Genomic DNA, 18,831 nt, shown 5'->3' with positions numbered 1-18,831 from the left:
TCAGAGATAGTGAGTATAAAACTTTCTATCATTTCGAACCGCTTGGCTGGCATATTCCAGCCCATGCATTCGTATGGCATTCGCAATCTTTTCTTTGTGATCCCCAACCGGCAAACCCGGTGGCACATAAAACGCCAGACGCTCACTGAAGGAGGGCTTGATAACATAATATTGACCTTTCAATTGAGGATACATAATGTCAAAAAATGGCACAGCTGCTTCAGGATTTCTGAATAAAAAATGCTGCAACAGTTCCCTGCGGTTGTTATCACTGCGCTCATCACTCATTAAAAGCGCCTGAAGATCGTCCTTTGATTTTATCGCGCACCGGGATAAACGTTGAACATCATCAATAAACTGTTGGTATTGCTTGCTTAATAACGGGTAGCAAAGAGTAACTTTGTGTAAATAGGTATAACTGATTGAGAAAAGGCACCGTCGAAAGGCGAATCTATCGGCTTCTGTCGCAATATCGCGATCAAGCCGTTGTTCAAGCAAGTTAAAGTCCCACTGGTCCCCTTCAAAAATGGGTTTATCGTCCAAATTCATATCCACATCTTTAATATCACGTAACACTATGATTAGTTTTTGAAAGGCATTTTGCAGGGTTTCAGGTGATCTTATTCGGGGACATTCGATGATAACTTCACTGGCTACGGCATTGATACTTGTCTTTAAGCCATCGGTATTATTATCGAGTACTATCTCTTTCAGTAACTGCACCATAAACCACACACGCTTTAATTTGCCGACTACAAAGTCCCATTCTTTACCAAAGGTGTCAGCAAATTTAAGCCGCAAGGTTCGTCCTTTGCCCCCTTCTGCATGTTCAAGCAGCTCAATAACACTCATATGATTGCCAAGCCTCAGGTTAACAATCAAGGCATCGTTCAGACTGACGACAGTGGCTGTAAAATTAAATGCTTCCATGGCTGCTGCTGCGGAAGGCGTCAGTAGCGGCGGCCTTTCACAAGGGGTCGTACAATCAACATAAGTGATATCCTTTCTCTTGGATATACTGCCTTGCCCCGAGCCCAGAGTCACCGGAGCCAGCGCCTCGACAAAGCGCTGGTGCAGGGCAAAAATCAGGTCATGAACACTTTGGACCTGGTCCGCCTCCTTTGGGTTGAGTGTTTGCAAACAGGATTCCAGTTCCTGGCAGTCTGCCAGCCACTGACGAAATATTACCAGGGAGAGCCGCCCTTCTTCAGCGGTTTGTATTGCAGAAATAATACTCTCCAACCCTGATTCGATGGCCCATTTCAACGCACCGAATCGGCTGCTCAGTTGCGGGAATTCAACCCGCAATGAGTTGACCAGAGGCGAATCCGTTTTACCAGCCAGCCGCAAGAACGCCTGATACCCCTCCAACATGACTTCAGCTCCACGAATCAACTGGTTTACGTCGTCCCTGATCTCCGCCAGTCGTTGCAATCGTGCTGGCGACATGCTCAGTTTTACGGGATTCGCCAGACAACCCAATCGGCCATCGGAGGCAAAAAATGCCAACAAACGGGCATTTTGGTCTGTGAGCCAGTGAAAGCAGCTGGCGACCCGACGGAAAATGCATCTGTGAGGGGACAATTCATCCCTTGACAGGCTGGCTTGCTTCGGGGGCGCATCAGAAAAAGCTGAGGACAGGCTTCTGTGACTGACCAGTTTTTCTGTCATGTCACCGGCAACAATAAAGGCTCCGGGCTCACCCGTGAAGCGGGCACAGGCCAGGGTCGCCTGTTGCCCAACCTGAGCGGCCAACGCCGAATACTGGCCACTGGCCCGCATTAAAGTGACTTTTAGCTGTCTCATGAGGATCGCTACATGATCATTGAATCCGGCATAGGCAAAGACAAAGCCACCTGCCCGCTTCAGGAACCCGGACTCAAGCATCCAGTCTTTAGCCTGTTGAGCCACGACAATGGCGCCCTTTGGCATAGCGTCTGCCTGTCGTTCATTGGCCAGCCAGATTGGCCCTGTGCAATAGCCTTCGCTGATGCTCTCGCCAATGGCAAGACTCTCTTCGGGTATGGGCATGACAAAATCCATACCGCCCGAGAGCTGGGTAACAGGGCGCACCTGCAACAGGAATAAATTACCCTGATGATCGATGGCAAACTCGACATCCACGGGGCAGAGCAACAGGTTTTCCAGCTCTGTCACCGCCTGGCTGAGTTTTGTAACCAAATGATCACTGAGTTTATGCCTGCCGTCGTCTGTTTGTGCGTCAGCATTCTGAATAGCTGTTTCTGAATAACCCTTGTTGTTTTTGTGCAAGACAAAGTGACTTGAGATCGTACCCGGAAAGTATTGAATGCTGTCAGCTCCTTCCACGCGAGAAATGTCAATGCGGTGTGGTGTGTTACCAGACTGCCCTGCCACTGCCCCCCTGGGTTGACCGGGTGTGTACTCAACCCTGATGGTACCATCCTGAAAAGATCGAAAACTCATGGCGACCCCGCCGTATTGGCAATCAATGCACTGCTGGATGATCAGCGCCATGGGTTGCGGTATGCCTTCTGGACAGACTTCAGGCCGGTAAGCTGAGGCCATGACCTTCAGGCAGGTACTTAAAACATCGTCTTCTTTCTGGACGACAGAGAGGTATTTGCCCGCCTGGGCATCGCCGTAGTTATCTTCGTTAATACCAGAGCTGCGGATAATAATCGGTTGAGAGGTGGGGCACCCGTCCAGCTGAAGACGCAGATCCCTGATTTTTTGCGCCGCTTCAGAGTCTTTAACCTGTTGGTAATAGTCTTCACTGGCAATAAATTCCGCCAGACCTGCCAGCCAGTCATCCTTTTTGCTTTGCTCTGAAGGTGGCAAGGTATTAAGGTATTCCCGGATGTTCGTCAGGCTGGTCAGTGCATCCGGTTCATCAACATTCACAGGGAGATAGCGGACTAACAGCTGTCTATCCAGAGGGTGTTTTTCGAGCATACTTATGACCTGGGCTGTCACACATTCAAAGGGCGGAACAGACAGACCGGCTTTTTCCATGCGCATCAAAAACATCCCCTTGCCCCCCAATTGTTCCCGGTCGGAGAAAGAATGGTCAGCAGCCTGACCTGGAACAGGCGAACTACAAATGCGCTTGACCAGCAAAGTCGAGGCGGGAATACCGCTGGGATCAAGGGCACCGAAATATCTTTTAGGTGAATCACCAGCCCTATTGGATCGAGTGCCAGCCAGGGTATTCTGATTTGGATTTGTTATCGGGTTTTTAGGATCTGATGTCTCAGAAGTAGCACAATGCATAAAGTATCCCTTTCATTATGTTCATCTATGAATCAACGGTTGATACGTTAATTGATTGCTTCCTATAGACATTGATGTTTTTATAAAGTTCAACCGTACGGCTGAAGTGGGCAAAACGAAGTCTGCTGGCCAATGCTGCCAGAGCCGGTCAGACCTTGTTAGCAGGGTATTTCGAAGAATTCAAAAACTGCCGGGTTTCTTATGGTTGCTGCATTGATAAAGTCATAATCCATTTGAAGCCTTGAATCAGCAAATTCGAAAGCAATAGAGTTCTTCTCAATTAAGCCCAGCATGTACTCTCGATCATTCAGTAAGGTTTCACTGGCATAATATAAGCTACGAACATCACCAGAGCTTGCGATTTGTATAATTTTTTTATCGCCTCGTAATCTTTCACTGGCATGACGCAGAGCTTGCGGAAACGTCTCAACAGCGGCCATGACCACCGTTTCATCATCCCGAAGTGTTGCGCTGGCATATTCCAGCATACGACCATTCTGAGAGACTGCGGCCATGACAACCTCTTTATTGTCAAGAAGTTCCGGGCTGGTATATTGCAACTGTCCGGCCTTCTGAGTCACTGCGGCCATTACAACCTCTTTATCATTTTTCAGTTCTGTACTCACATATTCCAGGTCACCTGGATAAACTCTAATGGTGGGTAACACAACCTCTTTGTCACTTCGAACCCGTTGGCTGGCATATTTCAGCCCATGCATGAGTAAGACATTCCTGACCTTTTCTTTATCATCCGGAACTGGCTGACCCGGAGGAATATCAAACTCCAGTCTGACATTAAGGGATGGTTTGATAACATAGTATTGACCTTCCAGATGGGGATACACATGGGCAAACAATGGCATAGCATGTTCCGGATGTATCAATAAAAGATGCTGTAAAAGTTCCCTGCGACTGTCTTCACCGATCTCATCACTCATTAACACTTTCCCAAGATTGCTCTCTGATTCACCTAAACTTCGACAATGATCAATAAACTGTCGTTGTTGGTGGTTGTTCAATAACTGGTCGCAGGGAATAAGGCATTTGTAATAAATGTATAATTTCCAATCATAAAACATTGAGAAAAGACATTGATGAAAAGCGAATCTATCGGCTTCTGTCGTAATATCACGATTGAGGCGTTGTGCCAGCAGGTTAAAGTCCCACTGATCTCCTTCAAAGATGGGCAGGTCCGACAATTGTAGATCCAGATTATAGGTACTGTTTAATACAGTGATCAGTTTTTCAAAGGCACCCTGCAGGACTGGACGTGATTTTATTCGGGAGCATTCGACGATCATTTCACCTGCTACTTCGTTGCAGCTCAGCTTCATGCTCTCGGTATTTTCTCCCAGTTCGATCGCTCTCAGTAACTGTGCCAGAAACCACATGCGCTTTAACTTGCCGGGATTATAAAGACCTGATGCACGATGCTTACGAAATTTGTCAGAAAATTTCAGTCGCAAGGTTCGTCCTTTACCCCCCTCTGCCTGTTCGAGCAGTTCGACAAGGCCTACATGACTTCCTAATTTCAGGTTAACAATCAAGGCATCATTCATACTGATGACAGTCGCTTTATTCGCTGATTTTCCGATGGACTCCTTGCCGAACGGAGTCAATAGCGGTGCCTTTTCACCCGACTTACCCGGAGTGGTGCAATCAACAAAGGTGGCATGCCCTATTTCGGATAGCCTGCCCTGACCCGACCCCAAAGTGACCGCTGCCAGAGCCTCTACAAAGCGCTGATGCAGAGCAAAAATCAGTTCATGGACACTACGCACCTGCTCGGCCTTCCCGAAGTTGAGCGCTTGAAGACAGGATTGCAGCTGCTGGCAGTCTGCCACCCACTGACGAAACATTAGCGGGGAAAGCTGCCCGTCTTCAGCAGCTTGCATTCGCATAATGATACTCTCCAAGCCAGATCGAATGGTCTGTTTCAGCGTCTCAAAGCGTTTGTTCATTTGCGGTAATTCATCTCGCAATGTCTCAATCAGGGATGAACTGCTGTTGCCCGCCAGCTGCAGGAATGCCCGGTACACCTCCAACAGCTTTTCAGCCCCATAAATCAGTCGTTTAATGTTCTCTCTGGTCTCAGCCAGTAGCTCTGATCGTTGCCGCGACATGCTCAGTTTTATCGGGTTGGCCAGGCAATCCAGTCCGCCACCGGAGGCAAAAAATGCCAACAGGCGGGCGTTTTGGTCCGACAGCCACTGAAAACCGCTGGCGACCTGACGAAGTGTGTCTTCAGAGGGAGACAAATCATCCCGTGACGGGACAGCATTTCCCAGGGGCATATCTGAGAAGGCCGAGGATAAACTTCTGTGGCTGGCCAGTTTTCCGGTAAGGTCACCGGCAACAACAAAGGCTCCGGGCTGACCGTTAAAGCGGGCGCAGCCCAGTGTCGTCTGTTGGCCATTCTGAGCGGCCAATGCCGGAAACTGATCATCGGCCCGCATTAAGGTTATTTTTTCCTGCCTCATGAGGATCGCTACATGATCATTGAATCCTGCTTTGGCAAAGACAAAGCCCCTCACTCGCTTCAGGAACTCAGGCTCAAGCATCCAATCTTCGGCATGGTCGGCCACGACAATGGCTCCTTCTGGCATTGAATCTGCCGCTTGTTCTTCCGCCAGCCAGAGTGTTCCGGTGCAATAGCCTTCGCTGATGCCCTGACCACTGGCCAGGGTCTCTTCTGGTATAGGCATGGCAAAATCCATGCCGCCAGAGAGTCGGGTAACAGGGCGCACCTGTAACAGAAACAGGCGACCCTGGCGATCAATGGCAAACTCCACATCCACGGGGCAAAGCAACAGGTCTTCCAGCTTTGTCACCGCCTCCATGAGTTCTGAAACCGTTTCATCAGTGAGTTGCAGTCCACCGTCGCCTGATTGAGCATCAACATGATCAATTCTTACTTCCGAATAGCCGTTATTATTCTTGTGCAAGACAAAGTGACTTGAGAGGGTTCCGGGAAAGTATTGATAGCTGAGAGCTTCTTCTTTGTGATTCTTGCGATAAATATCGAGGCGGTGGGGCGTGTTACCGGACTGCCCTGCCACTGCGCCTCTGGGTTGACCCGATGTAAACTCTGCCCTGACAGTATTATCCTGAAAAGATTGAAAACTCATGGCGACCCCACCATATTGACAGTCAATGCACTCCTGGATGATCAGCGCCATGGGTGGGGGTATGACTTCGGGACAGACTTCAGGCCGATAACCTGAGGCCATGACCTTGAGGCAGGTGCGCAAAATATCCTCATCTGCCTGCACTACCGAGAGGTATTTACCCGCCTGGGAATCGCCGTAGTTATCTTCGTTGATGCCGGAACTGCGGACAATAACCGGCTGTGATGTGGAGAGTCGGTCCAGCTGACGAAGCAGACCTCTGATCTCCCCGGCCGCTTCAGAATCTTTAACCTGTTCGTAAAAGTCATCACTGGCCACAAATTGCGCCAGACCCGGCAACCACTTATCCCTTTTGCTTTGCTCTGAAGGCGGCAAGGCATTGAGGTGTTCACGGATGTTCTTCAGGCTGGTCTCTGCCCTCAGTTCACGGTCAATCCCGGGGAGATAGCGGTCAAGGCTATCCAGAGGGTGTTGTTCAAGGGCATTCATGACTTGAGCAGCAACACACTTGAACGGTGGCACAGACAGACCGGCTTTCTTCATGCGCTGCAAAAACATTCCCTTGCCCCCAAATTGTTCCCGGTTGGAGGGGGAACAGTCAGCAGCCTGACCTGAATCAGCTGGTCGGCAGGTGCGCCTGGCGAGCGACTCTGGGTCAGAAACGCCACCGGGATCAGAATTACCGAAATACCTTTTGTGAGAATCATCAGTCCCGATGGATGGACTACCATCCTGGATATTATGATTTGGAATCCTTGTCAGGCTTTTAGAATCTGACGCCTCAGCAGTAGCAGGTAACATCAAGACATCCCTCACATGTTAAAATCATCCATGATTTAATCGCTAAAGTTCAATAGATTACTTTCTTTTGACAATGATATTGTTATAAAGTTCAACCGACAGCATGAAGCTGACAATAGAAAAAAAGTAATGAGCTGGTAACAACCTTTGCACCGGTCAATGTACCCGGAGTTGAAAAGAACTTATTTGCAGATCACCTGACGTATTTACGAACTTCGGGGTTTCTGGAGATTGCTAAATTGATAAACTGGGTATCATGTTGAAGGCTGTTAGTAATATTTGAGAAAGCAAATGAATCGATTGCAATCAAGTCCAGCAAAAACTCGCGATCATTTAATATCTGTTCACCGGCCCCTCTTAAATAATACATACTTTTAGCAACGGCTATTCGAACAATATTTTTATCGCTTCGCAATCTTTCACTGGCATACTCCAGGGCTCCGGCACACTGTTTGACAGCAGCCATGACCACTTCCTCATTATCCTTAACTTTCTGGCTGGCGTATTGTAGCTGAGAACCATTCTGAGTGACTGATGCCATGACAATATCGCTGTCATTCCTCAACTCTTTACTGACATATCCCAGTTGTTCAGGATGTTTTAAAATGGCGGGCAACACAAGGTCTTTATCATTGAGAACCGCCTGGCTGGCATATTTCAACCCATGCTTGAGCAGGGCATTTTTGAACTTTTCTTTGTGACCCCCAGATGGCTGACCTGGCGGAACATAAAACTTCAGACGTGTACCGCAGGATGGTTTGATAACATAATGTTGACCTTTCAAGTGAGGATACATAATCTCAAAAAATGGCATAGCGGTTTTAGCATATGTCAATAAAAAATGCTGTAAGAGTTCAATACGAGTGCCCTCACCGATCTCATCACGCATTAACTTTTTCAGAAAATGGTCCGCCGATGTTCTCATGCACGTTTCCAAGCGTTGAACACAACGAATAAACTGCTGGTGTTGTTTACTTAATAAATGATAAAAACGCGGAACTCTATGTAAATAAGTTCTGGCAATTGAGAAAAGGCAGTCTTCAAAGGCAAATCGATCGGCTTCTGTGACAACATCGCTATCAAGGCGCTGTGCAAGTGTGTTAAAGCACCAGTGATCTTCTTCAAAAATGGCTCTGTCCAGAAAAACATCTAATTGATCAGTAGCACCTAGCACTGTTAGCAATTTTTCAAAGGCATACTGCATGTTTTTCGTTGATGTCATTCGGTGGCATTCAAGGATAATTTTTCCCGCTGCGGCGTTGCAACTGAGCTTCATGCTATCAGAATCTTTATCCAGTTCGACCACTTTCAGTAACTTGGCCAGAAACCACATACGCTTTAACTTGCCCGGTTGATCACTGCCATCAGGTTTCTGAAACTGGTCAGAAAATGTCATCCGCAAGGTTCGTCCTTTACCCCCCTCTGCGTGTTCAAGTAGTTCGATAACATTCATATGTTGACAGAGCGACAGGTTAACAATCAAGGCATCGTCCAAACTGACAACAGACCCTGAAAGCCATAATTTATTCAACATTGCTTTGCCGGCCGAGTTCAATAGCGGTGTCGCCTGACTGCGGGTCGTCCAATCAACATAGGTGATGTTATTTCCCTCAGATATCCTGTCCTGACACAAATCCCGAGTAACCGGCTCCAATGCCCCTACGAAACGCTGATGCAGGGCAAAAATCAGCTCATGGACACTACGGATCTGTTTAGCCTCATCAAGGTTGAGTGCCTGAAGACAGGATTGCAGCTGATGGCAGTCTGCCACCCACTGACGAAACACTCCCGGGGATAACTGCCCTTTTTCAGCGGCTTGCAGTGGCAGAACGACACTCTTTAGCCCTGATTGAATGGTCTCTTTCAGCATCTCGAAGCGGTTGTCCAGTTGCGATAATTCATCCCACCTTGACTTGACCTCGGATGAAGGCCATTTACCCGCCAACTGCAAGAAGGCCCGATACCCATCCAGCATTGCTTCAGCCCCATCAACCAGCCGATTTACACTGTCCTCAGTTTTTGTGAGTAGCTCTGATCGTTGTGGCGACATACTCAGTTTTACCGGGTTCGCCAGATAATCCAGTCCACCACCAGAAGCAAAAAATGCCAACAGCCGGGCATTTTGATCCGTGAGCCATTGAAAACCGCTGGCGACCTGATGGAATGTGCCTTCAGGTGGGGACAGATCCTCCCGGGACGGGGCAACTTTTGCAAACAGCGCATCAGGAACAGCAGAGACCAGACTTTTGTGACTGGCCAGTTTTTCGACAATGTCACCGGCAACAATAAAGGCTCCGGGCTCACCGTTAAAGCGTGCGCAGGCCAGCGTCGCCTGTTGGCCATAGTGTGCTGCCAACGCCAAATATTGGCCACCAGCCCGCATCAGGGTTATTTTTCTCTGCCTCATGACTATCGCGACATGATCATTGCATCCTGCTTCGGCCAGGACAAAACCCCCTGCCCGCTTCAGGAAGCCAGGCCCAAGCATCCAGTCTTCAGCGTGGTGGGCCACGACAATGGCGCCCTCTGGCATAGATTCTGCGTGTTGTTTATTGGCCTGCCAGAGTGGTCCGGTACAGAAGCCTTCGCTGATACCCTCGCCAATGGCCAGGGTCTCTTCCGGTATGGACATGGTAAAAACCATATCGCCAGAGAGTCGGGTAACAGGGCGCACCTGCAAGATGAACAGACGACCCCAATGATCGATGGCGAACTCAACATCCACGGGGCAGAACAACAGGTTTTCCAGCTCTGTCACGATATTTCTGAGTTTTGAAATCATCTTATCAGTGAGTCGCTGCCCGCCGTCGTTTGATTGGACATCAGCGCCAGCAATTCTTTTTTCCGAATAACCGTTATTGTTCTTGTGCAGAATAAATTGGCTTGAGATCGTCCCGGCAAAGTATTGATAACTGTCAGCTCCTTCTCGACCCTCGCGAGAAATATCAATACGGTGAGGCGTATTACCAGACTGCCCTGCCACCGCACCTCTGGGTTGACCGGATGTGTACTCAACCATGAGGTTATCATTCTGAAAGGATTGAAAGCTCATGGCGACGCCGCCATACAGGCAGTCAATACACTGCTGGATGATCAGTGCCATGGGTTGCGGTATTCCTTCGGCACAGACTTCAGGCCGGTAGGCTGAGGCCATGACCTTAAGGCAGGTGCTTAAAACATCGTCTTCTTCCTGAACGACAGAGAGGTATTTGCCCGCCTGGGCATCGCCGTAGTTATCTTCATTGATGCCAGAGCTGCGAACAATCACGGGCTGTGATAGGGAGAATCCGTTTAACTCCTGGTGCAGATCCCTGATGTGTTGCGCCGCTTCAGAACCTTTAACCTGTTCGTAATAGTCATCACTGGCAATAAATTCTGCCAGACCCGCCAGCCAGTTATTCTTTTTGGTTTGCTCTGAAGCGGACAAGGTATTGAGATGTTCCCGGATGTTCGTCAGGCTGGTCTCTGCGCCCCATCCATGGGCGATCCCGGGGAGATAGTGGGCTAAACGATGGGGGTCCAGAGGCTGTTGTGCAAGCGCATTCATAACTTGAGCAGTGACACATTTGAAGGGTGGAACAGACAGACCGGCTTGCACCATGCGCAGCAAAAACATGCCCTTACCCCCAAATTGTTCCCTGTTGGCGCTAAAACAGTCAGCAGCCTGATCTGAAACAGGTGAACGGCAGGTGCGCTTGGTTAGCGACCTTGGGTCGGGAACGCCACCGGGATCAAGATTCCTGAAGTGCCTTTTAGGCAATTCATTGACCTCAGTATTCTGATTGGGGTCGGTCGCCAGGTTTTGATGATTTGAAATTTCAACAGTAGCAGTAGCATTTAGCATCAAGATATCCCTCTAATGATATTATTCATCCATGATTCAAGTGCAAACGTTTAAAGCGATTACCTGACATTTGACAATGAGACTTTGATAAAGTTCACCCGTCCGTCTGAAACAGATAACAGGAAAGACGATAATAAGCTGTTGAGGTGAACGTTTTCAGAATAGATCTGAACCTATTCTAAGAATCTGACCTATTTACCAAGTAAGGGGTTTCTCAGGGTTGCTTCATTGATAAAATCTGTATCAATTTTAAGCTCCAGATCTGCATATTGGAAAGCCTGATGATTCTTTGCAATTAAGTCCAGCATGAACTCGCGATCACTCAATAAGGTGTCACTGCCATATTTTAAGACATTAACATCGACAGCCATTAAGCTTTCAATAATGCTTTTATCGCTTCGGATTGTGTTACTGGCATAGGACAGAACTTTTGCACACACTGCAGCAGAGGCCATGACAACATCTCTGTCACTCCTCAGCTTTGCACTCAAAAATTGCAGTTCCTCGGGATGTCGTGAAATGGCCGGTAATACAAAGTCTTTATCATTTCGGACCCGTTGGCTGGCATATCTCAGTCCATACTTAAGCAAGGCATTATTAACCTCTTCTTTATGATCCCCAAGCGGTTGACCCGGTGGCACATAAAACTCCAGTCTGTAACTGTAAGATGGATTGATAACAAAGCATTGATTTTCCAAATCGTACAGTTGCTCAATCAATCGGGTAGCGGTTCTGGGATTTAATAATAAAAGATGATGTAAGAGCTCCGTACGAGTGTTCTCACTGATCTTCATTAACCTTTCCCTCATAGCGTCCCATGGATTCCCCCTGATAAACTTTGACCTCCGACACATACCTAAGTGCCGGGCATGATGAGCAAACTGTTGGTGGTGTGTGCTTAAAAACTGGCAGCACATAGCAGTAACGGACCAAATGCTCCCAGCCCGATAAGCCATTATGAAGAGGCAATGTTGGAAGGCGAATCTATCCGATTCTGTCGCAACATCACGATTAAGACGCTGTGCAAGCAGGTTAAAGTCCCACTGACCTCCTTCAAAAATGGGTCTGGAATTCAAATCAAGATCCAGATCAAACATAGCACGTAACACAATGATCAGTCTTGCAAAGGCATACTGCATGGTTTTACGTAATTTCATTCGGGGGCATTCGACGATCATTTCACCCGCTACGGCGTTGCAACTCAGCTTCATGTTATCGGCATCATTATCCAGTTCAATCTCTCTCAATAATTGCGCCAGAAACCACATACGCCTGAACTTGCCGGGTCTGTCATAGTCATACTTTGCATCAAATTTGTCTGAGAATGTCAGCCGCAAGGTTCGTCCTTTACCCCCATCTGCCTGTTCCAGTAGCTCGATAATGCCCACATGACTTCCCAGCTCCAGGTTAACAATCACGGCTTCATCCATACTGATGACGGTCCCGGAAAGCTCCAGCTCTTCCATAGAGGCTTTGTCGGAGGGTCTCAATAGCGGTGCCTCTTCACCCGGTGTCGTACAATCGACATAGGTGATGTTTTTTTCCCCGGATATCCTGCCCTGACCCGAAGCCAGAGTGACCGGTGCCAATGCTTTTACAAAGCGCTGGTGCAGGGCAAAAATCAGTTCATGGACACTCCGCACCAGATCAGCCTCTTGTGGATTGAGCGCTTGAAGAAAGGATTTTAGCTGATGGCAGTCTGCTATCCACGGACGAAACATTCCCGGGGATAGCTGCCCGTCTTCAGCGACTTGCATTGGCTTAATGATTTTCTCCAGGCCGGACTGGATGGCCTGTTTCAACGCCTCGAAACGGTCGCTCAGTTCCAGCCATTCTTCCTGTAATTGCCTGACCTCAGGTGAACCGCGTTGTCCTGCCAGCTGCAAGAACGCCTGATAGCCAGCCAACAGAGCTTCAGCGCCATAAATCAGCCGATTTACGTCATTCCTGGTCTCAGCCAGTAACTTTGATCGTTGCGGCGACATACTCAATTTTATCGGGTTTACCAGATAATCCAGACCACTGCCGGGGGCAAAAAGTGCCAACAGCCGGGCATTTTGATCCGTGAGCCATTGAAAACCGCTGGCGACCTGACGGAATGTGCCTTCAGATGGAGACAAAGCTTCCCGGGACGGGAAGGCTTTTGTTGATGGTGCATCAGAAAATGCAGAGGACAGGCTTCTGTGACTGGCCAGTTCTTCGCTAAGGTCATCGGCAACAATAAAGGCTCTGGGCTTGCCTTTGAAGCGGCCACAGGCCAGCGTCGTCTGCTGGCCAACCCTGGCAGCCAGGGTGTCAAACTGCCCGCCGGCCAGCATTAAGGGCTTTTTTTCCTGTCTCATGAGTATCGCCACATGATCATTGAATCCTCCTTTTGCAATGACAAAACCTCCTGCCCGCATCAGGAAGCCGGACTCAAGCATCCAGTCTTCGGTGTGCTGCGCCACAACAATGGCTTTATCTGGCATAGCGCCTGCCTCTTGTTTTTTGGCCAGCCAGAGTGGTCCGGTGCAATAGCCTTCGCTGATACCGTCGCCAATGGCCAGTGTCTTTTTGGGTATGGACATGGCAAAATCCATGCCGCCAGAGAGTTGCGTGATGGGGCGCACCTGCAACAGGAACAGGCGACCCTGTTTGTCTATGGCAAACTCCACATCCACGGGGCAGAGCAACAGGTTTTCCAGCTCTGTCACCGCCTTCCTGAGATCTGAAACCATTTCATCAGTGAGTTTCTGTCCACCGTCGTCTGATTGAGCAGCAACATGATCAATTCTTGTTTCCGAATAGCCGTTATTGTTCTTTTGCAGGATAAAGTGAATTGAGATCGTACCGGGAAAGTATTGAGAGCCTGCAGCTGCTTCTTTGCAATCCTCACGATAAATATCAATGCGATGGGGTGTGTTACCGGACTGCCCTGCCACAACACCTCTGGGTTGACCCCGTGTGTACTCAACCCTGACGGTATCATCCTGAAAAGATTGAAAGCTCATGGCGACACCACCGTATTGGCAATCAACGCAGTTTTGGATAATCAACGCCATGGGTTGCGGTATGCCTTCGGGACAAACTTCAGGCCGGTAACCTGAGGCCATGACCTTGAGGCAGGTTCGCAAAATATCCTCTTCTCCCTGAACTAAAGAGAGGTATTTGCCTGCCTGGGCATCGCCGTAGTTATCTTCATTGATGCCGGAACTGCGAACAATAATCGGCTGTGCCATGGAAAGTCGGTCCAGCTGACGACGCAGATCCCTGATTTGCCGGGCCGCTTCAGAATCTTTAACCTGTTCGTAATAGTCATCACTGACAATGAATTCAGCCAAACCCGCCAGCCAGTCATTCCTTTTGGTTGGCTCTGAAGGCAGCAGGGTATTGAGGTATTCCCGGATGTTCGTCCGGCTGGTCTCTGCCTCCGGTTCACGCTCAGTCTTCTTTAGATAGCGGTCTAAACGATGCCTGTCCAGAGGATGTTGCTCAAGAGCATTCATGACTTGCGCAGTGACACATTTGAAGGGTGGAACAAGCAGATCAGCTTTCTTCATGCGCTGCACAAACATCCCCTTGCCCCCAACCTGTTCCCTGCTGAGGGGAAAACAGTCAGCAGCCTGATCTGAATCAGCTGGACAACAGGTGCGCCTGATAAGTGGCTCCGGGTCGGGAATGCCATCGGGATCAGAATGGCCGAGATACCTTTTGGGCACATCATCAGCCCCGATGGATGGACTGCCAGCCCGGGTATTATGATTTGGATTCGTTGTCAGACTCTGAGGATCTGACGTCTCAGAAATAGCAGGTAACATCAGGATATCCCTCTCTAACGTTAACAATGATGTTTTTATAAAGTTCGCCAATCAGCCTGAAGCAAGCAAATTGATCAGGCTATAAAATAAGCTCTTGTAGGCTCATCAAAGTATTTAAAAGGTGAAAATCTTTACAAACAGCTATGGGCTTTGGTTTTTCAGGCTGCTGTTTGTATTACGAACCGGCAAATTCACTACTGTAGTATTTTTCTAAACTTTCCTCGTCTACGTGTTTAACAACACCCCGGTTCCTGTGGATTGCTGACCTGATAAAATCCATATCACGTTTAAGATTATGCGCAACAGATATGAAGGCACGGGAATTATGTGCAATTAAATCCAGCAAATACTTGCGATCATTCAATACCCTTTCACTGGCATAATATAAGTGGTCAATATGCTTATCAATTACCATTTGAATAATGTTTTTATCGCTTCGGATTCTTTCACTTGCATACACGAGAGCCTCTGGATAATCGGTGATGGCAGCCTTTACAACCTCTTCATTATCTTTAATTTTCGGGCCGGCATATTGCAGATAAAAGCCATGTTGGTTGATTGCAGTCATGACGACCTTTTTACTATTCTTTAGTTTCTCACTGGCAAATTCAAGGCATTTGGGACGTGCTGCAATAATTGTTAATATCAGTTCTTTATCATTCCGAAGCTGTTGGCTGGCATATTGCAGTCCATGCTTCAGCAAGGCTTTTGTGATCTTTTCTCTATTATCCGCAAGCGACTGACCCGGTGGAACATCAAAACTTAGCCTGTAACCGTAGGAGAATGGTTTTAGAACATAGCATTGATGTCTCAAATCGGGATAAACATCTTCAACCAATGGAGCAGTCCTTTGGGCATCCAGGTATAACAGATGATGTAAAAGTTCCTTTCGGGTTTGCTCTGTGATTTCATTGCTCATTAATATTTCCCGAAAGTTGTCCTCAGTTTTATCACGAGACTCTTTATCACGAGACTCTTTATCACGAGACTCTTTATCACGACATTCTGCAAACCGTTTGGCATAATGAATAAACTGTTGATGGTGGCTTGGTAATAACTTGAAACAATCGGGAATATAGAAGAAGATTCGTACCTTATAATACATTGCGAAAAGGCAATGTTGAAAGGCGAACCTGTCAGCTTCTGCCGTAATATCGCCATTAAGCCTTTGTGCCAGCAAGCTAAAGTTCCACTGGTTGCCTTCAAAAATGTCAATGTGCAGCATCTTACAATCCAAATCACACATACCACATAACACAGTGAGCAGTTTTTCAACGGCATCCTGCATAGTTTTAGTTGTTTTCATTCGAGTGCATTCGACGATAATTTCTCCCACTACCGCATTGCAACACAGCTTCATGCTATCAGCATCTTTATCCAGTTCGAGCACTTTCAGTAACTGCACCAGAAGCCACATACGCTTTAACTTGGCAGCTGAATCAATACCATCATCTTTATAAAACTGGTCAGAGAATTTCAGCCGCAAGGTCCGTCCTTTACCCCCCTCTGCGTTTTCAAATAGCTCGATAAGACACAGATGACTTCCAAGTTTCAGGTTAACAATCAAAACGCCATCGGCAATGATGACCGTTCCTGAGCACCCTAACTTTTCAATTAATACTTTGCAGGACGGCTTCAATAGCGGCATCTTTTCATTCGGATTACCCGAAACCGCACAATCAACATATTTGATGCTCCCGCTACTGGATTGCCTGCCCTGACCCGAAGCCAGAGTAACCTTCGCCAGGGCACTTACAAAGCGCCGATGCAGGACAAAAATCAGCTCATGAACACTGCGGATCTTCTCAGCCTTCTCAGGGTTGAGTGCCTGAAGACAGGATTTCAGCTGGTGGCAGGTGTCCAGCCACTCAGGAAAAGTTACGGTGGACAACGGCTCTTCAACATCGACTTTCAGAGGAAGCCTGATCGTTTCCAACATTGATCGGATGGTCTTTTTCAGTGTCTTGAAGCGCTTGTTTAATTGCGGTAATTCTGCCAGAGCTGGCTTGATCCAGATTGAATCGCTGTCACCCGATAGCAGCAGGAAGGCCCGGTACCCCTCCAGCAGGACTTCAGCTCCATAGAGCAGGCGTTTTAAGTTGTACTTAGCCTCTGCCAGTATCTCTGATCGTTGTGGCGACATGCTCAGTTTTACCGGATTTGCCAGACAATCCAGTCCGCCTCCGGAGGCAAAAAATGCCAACAGCCGGGCATTTTGATCCGTAAGCCATTGAAAACCGCTGGCGACCCGGTCGAATGTGCCTTCAGGTGGCGACAAATCCTCCCGTGACGGGACGGGTTTTGTTGACGATGCATCAGAAACAGCTGAAGTCAGGCTTCTGTAACTGGCCAGTGTTTCGGCAATGTCACCGGCAACAATAAAGGCACCGGGCTTATTTTTAAAACGGGCGCAGGCCAGCGTCGCCTGTTGACCATCCTGAGCGAACAATGCCGAATATTGGCCACCAGCCCGCATCAAGGTTATTTTTTCCTGTTTCATAAGGATTGCTACATGATCATTGAATCCTGCTTCGGCCAGGACAAAACCCCCAACCCGTTTCAGAAACTCAGGCACAAGCATCCAGTCTTCAGCGTGGTGGGCCACGACAATGGCTCCCTGTGGCATAGAGGCTGCCTCTGGTTTTCTGGCCAGCCAGAGCGGTCCGGTGCAGAAGCCTTCGCTGACGCCCTCGCCAATGGCCAGGGTTTCTTTGGGTATGGGCATAGCAAAAACCATATCGCCAGAGAGTCGGGTAACAGGACGTACCTGCAACAGGAACAGGCGATCCGAATGATCGATGGCGAACTCGACATCCACGGGGCAGAACAACAGTTTTTCCAGCTTTTTCACCAGTTTCCTGAGTTTTGATACCATCTCATCACTGATTAGCTGCCCGCCGTCGTTTGCCTGGACATCGACAGCATCCATTCTTTTTTCCGAATAACCGTTATTGTTCCTGTGCAGGGTAAATTGGCTTGAGATAGTCCCGGGAAAATATTGATAACTGTCAGCTCTTTTTCGACCCTTGCGACTAATATCAATGCGGTGAGGCGTGTTACCAGACTGCCCTGCCACTGCACCTCTGGGTTGACCGGGTGTGAACTCAACACTGATGGTATCATCATCAAAAGATTTATAGCTCATGGCGACCCCGCCGCATCGGCAATGAATACACTGCTGGATAATCAGTGCCATGGGTTCTGGTATGCCTTCGGGACAGACTTCAGACCGGTAACCTGAGGCCATGACCTTAAGGCAGGTACGCAAAATATCCTCATTTCCCTGAACCAGTGAAAGGTATTTGCCCGCCTGGGCATCGCCGTAGTTATCTTCATTGATGCCAGAACTGCGGACAATAACCGGCTGTGATATGCAGAGTCTGTCCAGCTCATGGCGCAGCCCCCTGATTTGCCGGGCCGCTTCAGACTCTTTAACCTGTTCGTAATAGTCATCACTGACAATAAATTCAGCCAGACCCGCCAGCCAGTTGTTCCTTTTGGTTTGCTCTGAAGGCGGCAAGCTATTGAGGTATTCCCGAATGTTCGTCAGGCTGATCTCTGCCTCCGGATCATAAACAATCCCGGGGAAATAGCGGTCTAAAAGCCGGGTATCCAAAGGCTGTTGTTCAAGCGCATTCATGACCTGAGCTGTCACACATTCGAAGGGTGGAACAGGCAGATCGGCTTTCTTCATACGCTGTAAAAACATTCCCTTGCCGCCAACTTGTTCCCGGCTGCAGGGAAAACTGTCAGCCGCCTGATCTGAAACAGGTGAACGGCAGGAGCGCATGGTTAGCGACCTTGGCTCTGGAAAACTACGGGTGCCATGGTCACTAAAATGCGTTTTGGATGAACTACCAGCCCTGCTGGATGAACTTCCAGTCACCGTATTCTGATTTGAATTTGCTTTCGGAGTTTGAGCATCAAATGTAGTGGGAAACATCAAGATATCCTTCGTGTATTAACATTCATCCATTATTCACTAACAGCTAATTAATAAGCCTCTTTC

The 18,831-nt window shown here is 48.3% G+C and carries 5 protein-coding genes; all 5 read right to left on the bottom strand.

The window, feature by feature from the left end:
- The 5 genes from ACOMG9_RS09595 to ACOMG9_RS09575 all read right to left on the bottom strand — a co-directional run bounded on the left by ACOMG9_RS09595 (position 1) and on the right by ACOMG9_RS09575 (position 18,765).
- A complete protein-coding gene (locus ACOMG9_RS09595) occupies positions 1-3,252 on the bottom strand; it encodes a PEP/pyruvate-binding domain-containing protein (RefSeq protein ID WP_494530135.1) in 3,252 nt (1,083 codons plus the stop codon).
- A 158-nt stretch (positions 3,253-3,410) separates the two neighbouring features.
- Complete coding sequence (locus ACOMG9_RS09590; protein ID WP_448216756.1) at positions 3,411-7,181, bottom strand: DUF4116 domain-containing protein; 3,771 nt, start codon at positions 7,179-7,181, stop codon at positions 3,411-3,413.
- A gap of 193 nt (positions 7,182-7,374) precedes the next feature.
- Entirely contained in the window at positions 7,375-11,025 is a 3,651-nt protein-coding gene (locus ACOMG9_RS09585) for a DUF4116 domain-containing protein (protein ID WP_494530134.1), read from the bottom strand.
- Between the two features lie 191 nt (positions 11,026-11,216).
- Complete coding sequence (locus ACOMG9_RS09580; RefSeq protein WP_448216752.1) at positions 11,217-14,822, bottom strand: PEP/pyruvate-binding domain-containing protein; 3,606 nt, start codon at positions 14,820-14,822, stop codon at positions 11,217-11,219.
- 175 nt (positions 14,823-14,997) lie between these two features.
- Positions 14,998-18,765 carry a PEP/pyruvate-binding domain-containing protein gene (locus ACOMG9_RS09575; RefSeq protein ID WP_494530133.1) on the bottom strand — a complete coding sequence of 1,256 codons (3,768 nt, stop codon included), beginning with the start codon at positions 18,763-18,765 and terminating at the stop codon, positions 14,998-15,000.
- Positions 18,766-18,831: the final 66 nt, after the last annotated feature.

It is taken from the genome of Endozoicomonas sp. PH6C, assembly GCF_059322965.1.
Note: the sequence above shows the minus strand (reverse complement) of the source record. Positions and strands in the feature narration are given on the sequence as shown.

Coding starts and splice junctions, on each gene's coding strand:
- ACOMG9_RS09590 (WP_448216756.1), bottom strand. CDS start 7,181: ATGTTACCTGCTACTGCTGAGGCGTCAGATTCTAAAAGCCTGACAAGG.
- ACOMG9_RS09575 (WP_494530133.1), bottom strand. CDS start 18,765: ATGTTTCCCACTACATTTGATGCTCAAACTCCGAAAGCAAATTCAAAT.
- ACOMG9_RS09580 (WP_448216752.1), bottom strand. CDS start 14,822: ATGTTACCTGCTATTTCTGAGACGTCAGATCCTCAGAGTCTGACAACG.
- ACOMG9_RS09595 (WP_494530135.1), bottom strand. CDS start 3,252: ATGCATTGTGCTACTTCTGAGACATCAGATCCTAAAAACCCGATAACA.
- ACOMG9_RS09585 (WP_494530134.1), bottom strand. CDS start 11,025: ATGCTAAATGCTACTGCTACTGTTGAAATTTCAAATCATCAAAACCTG.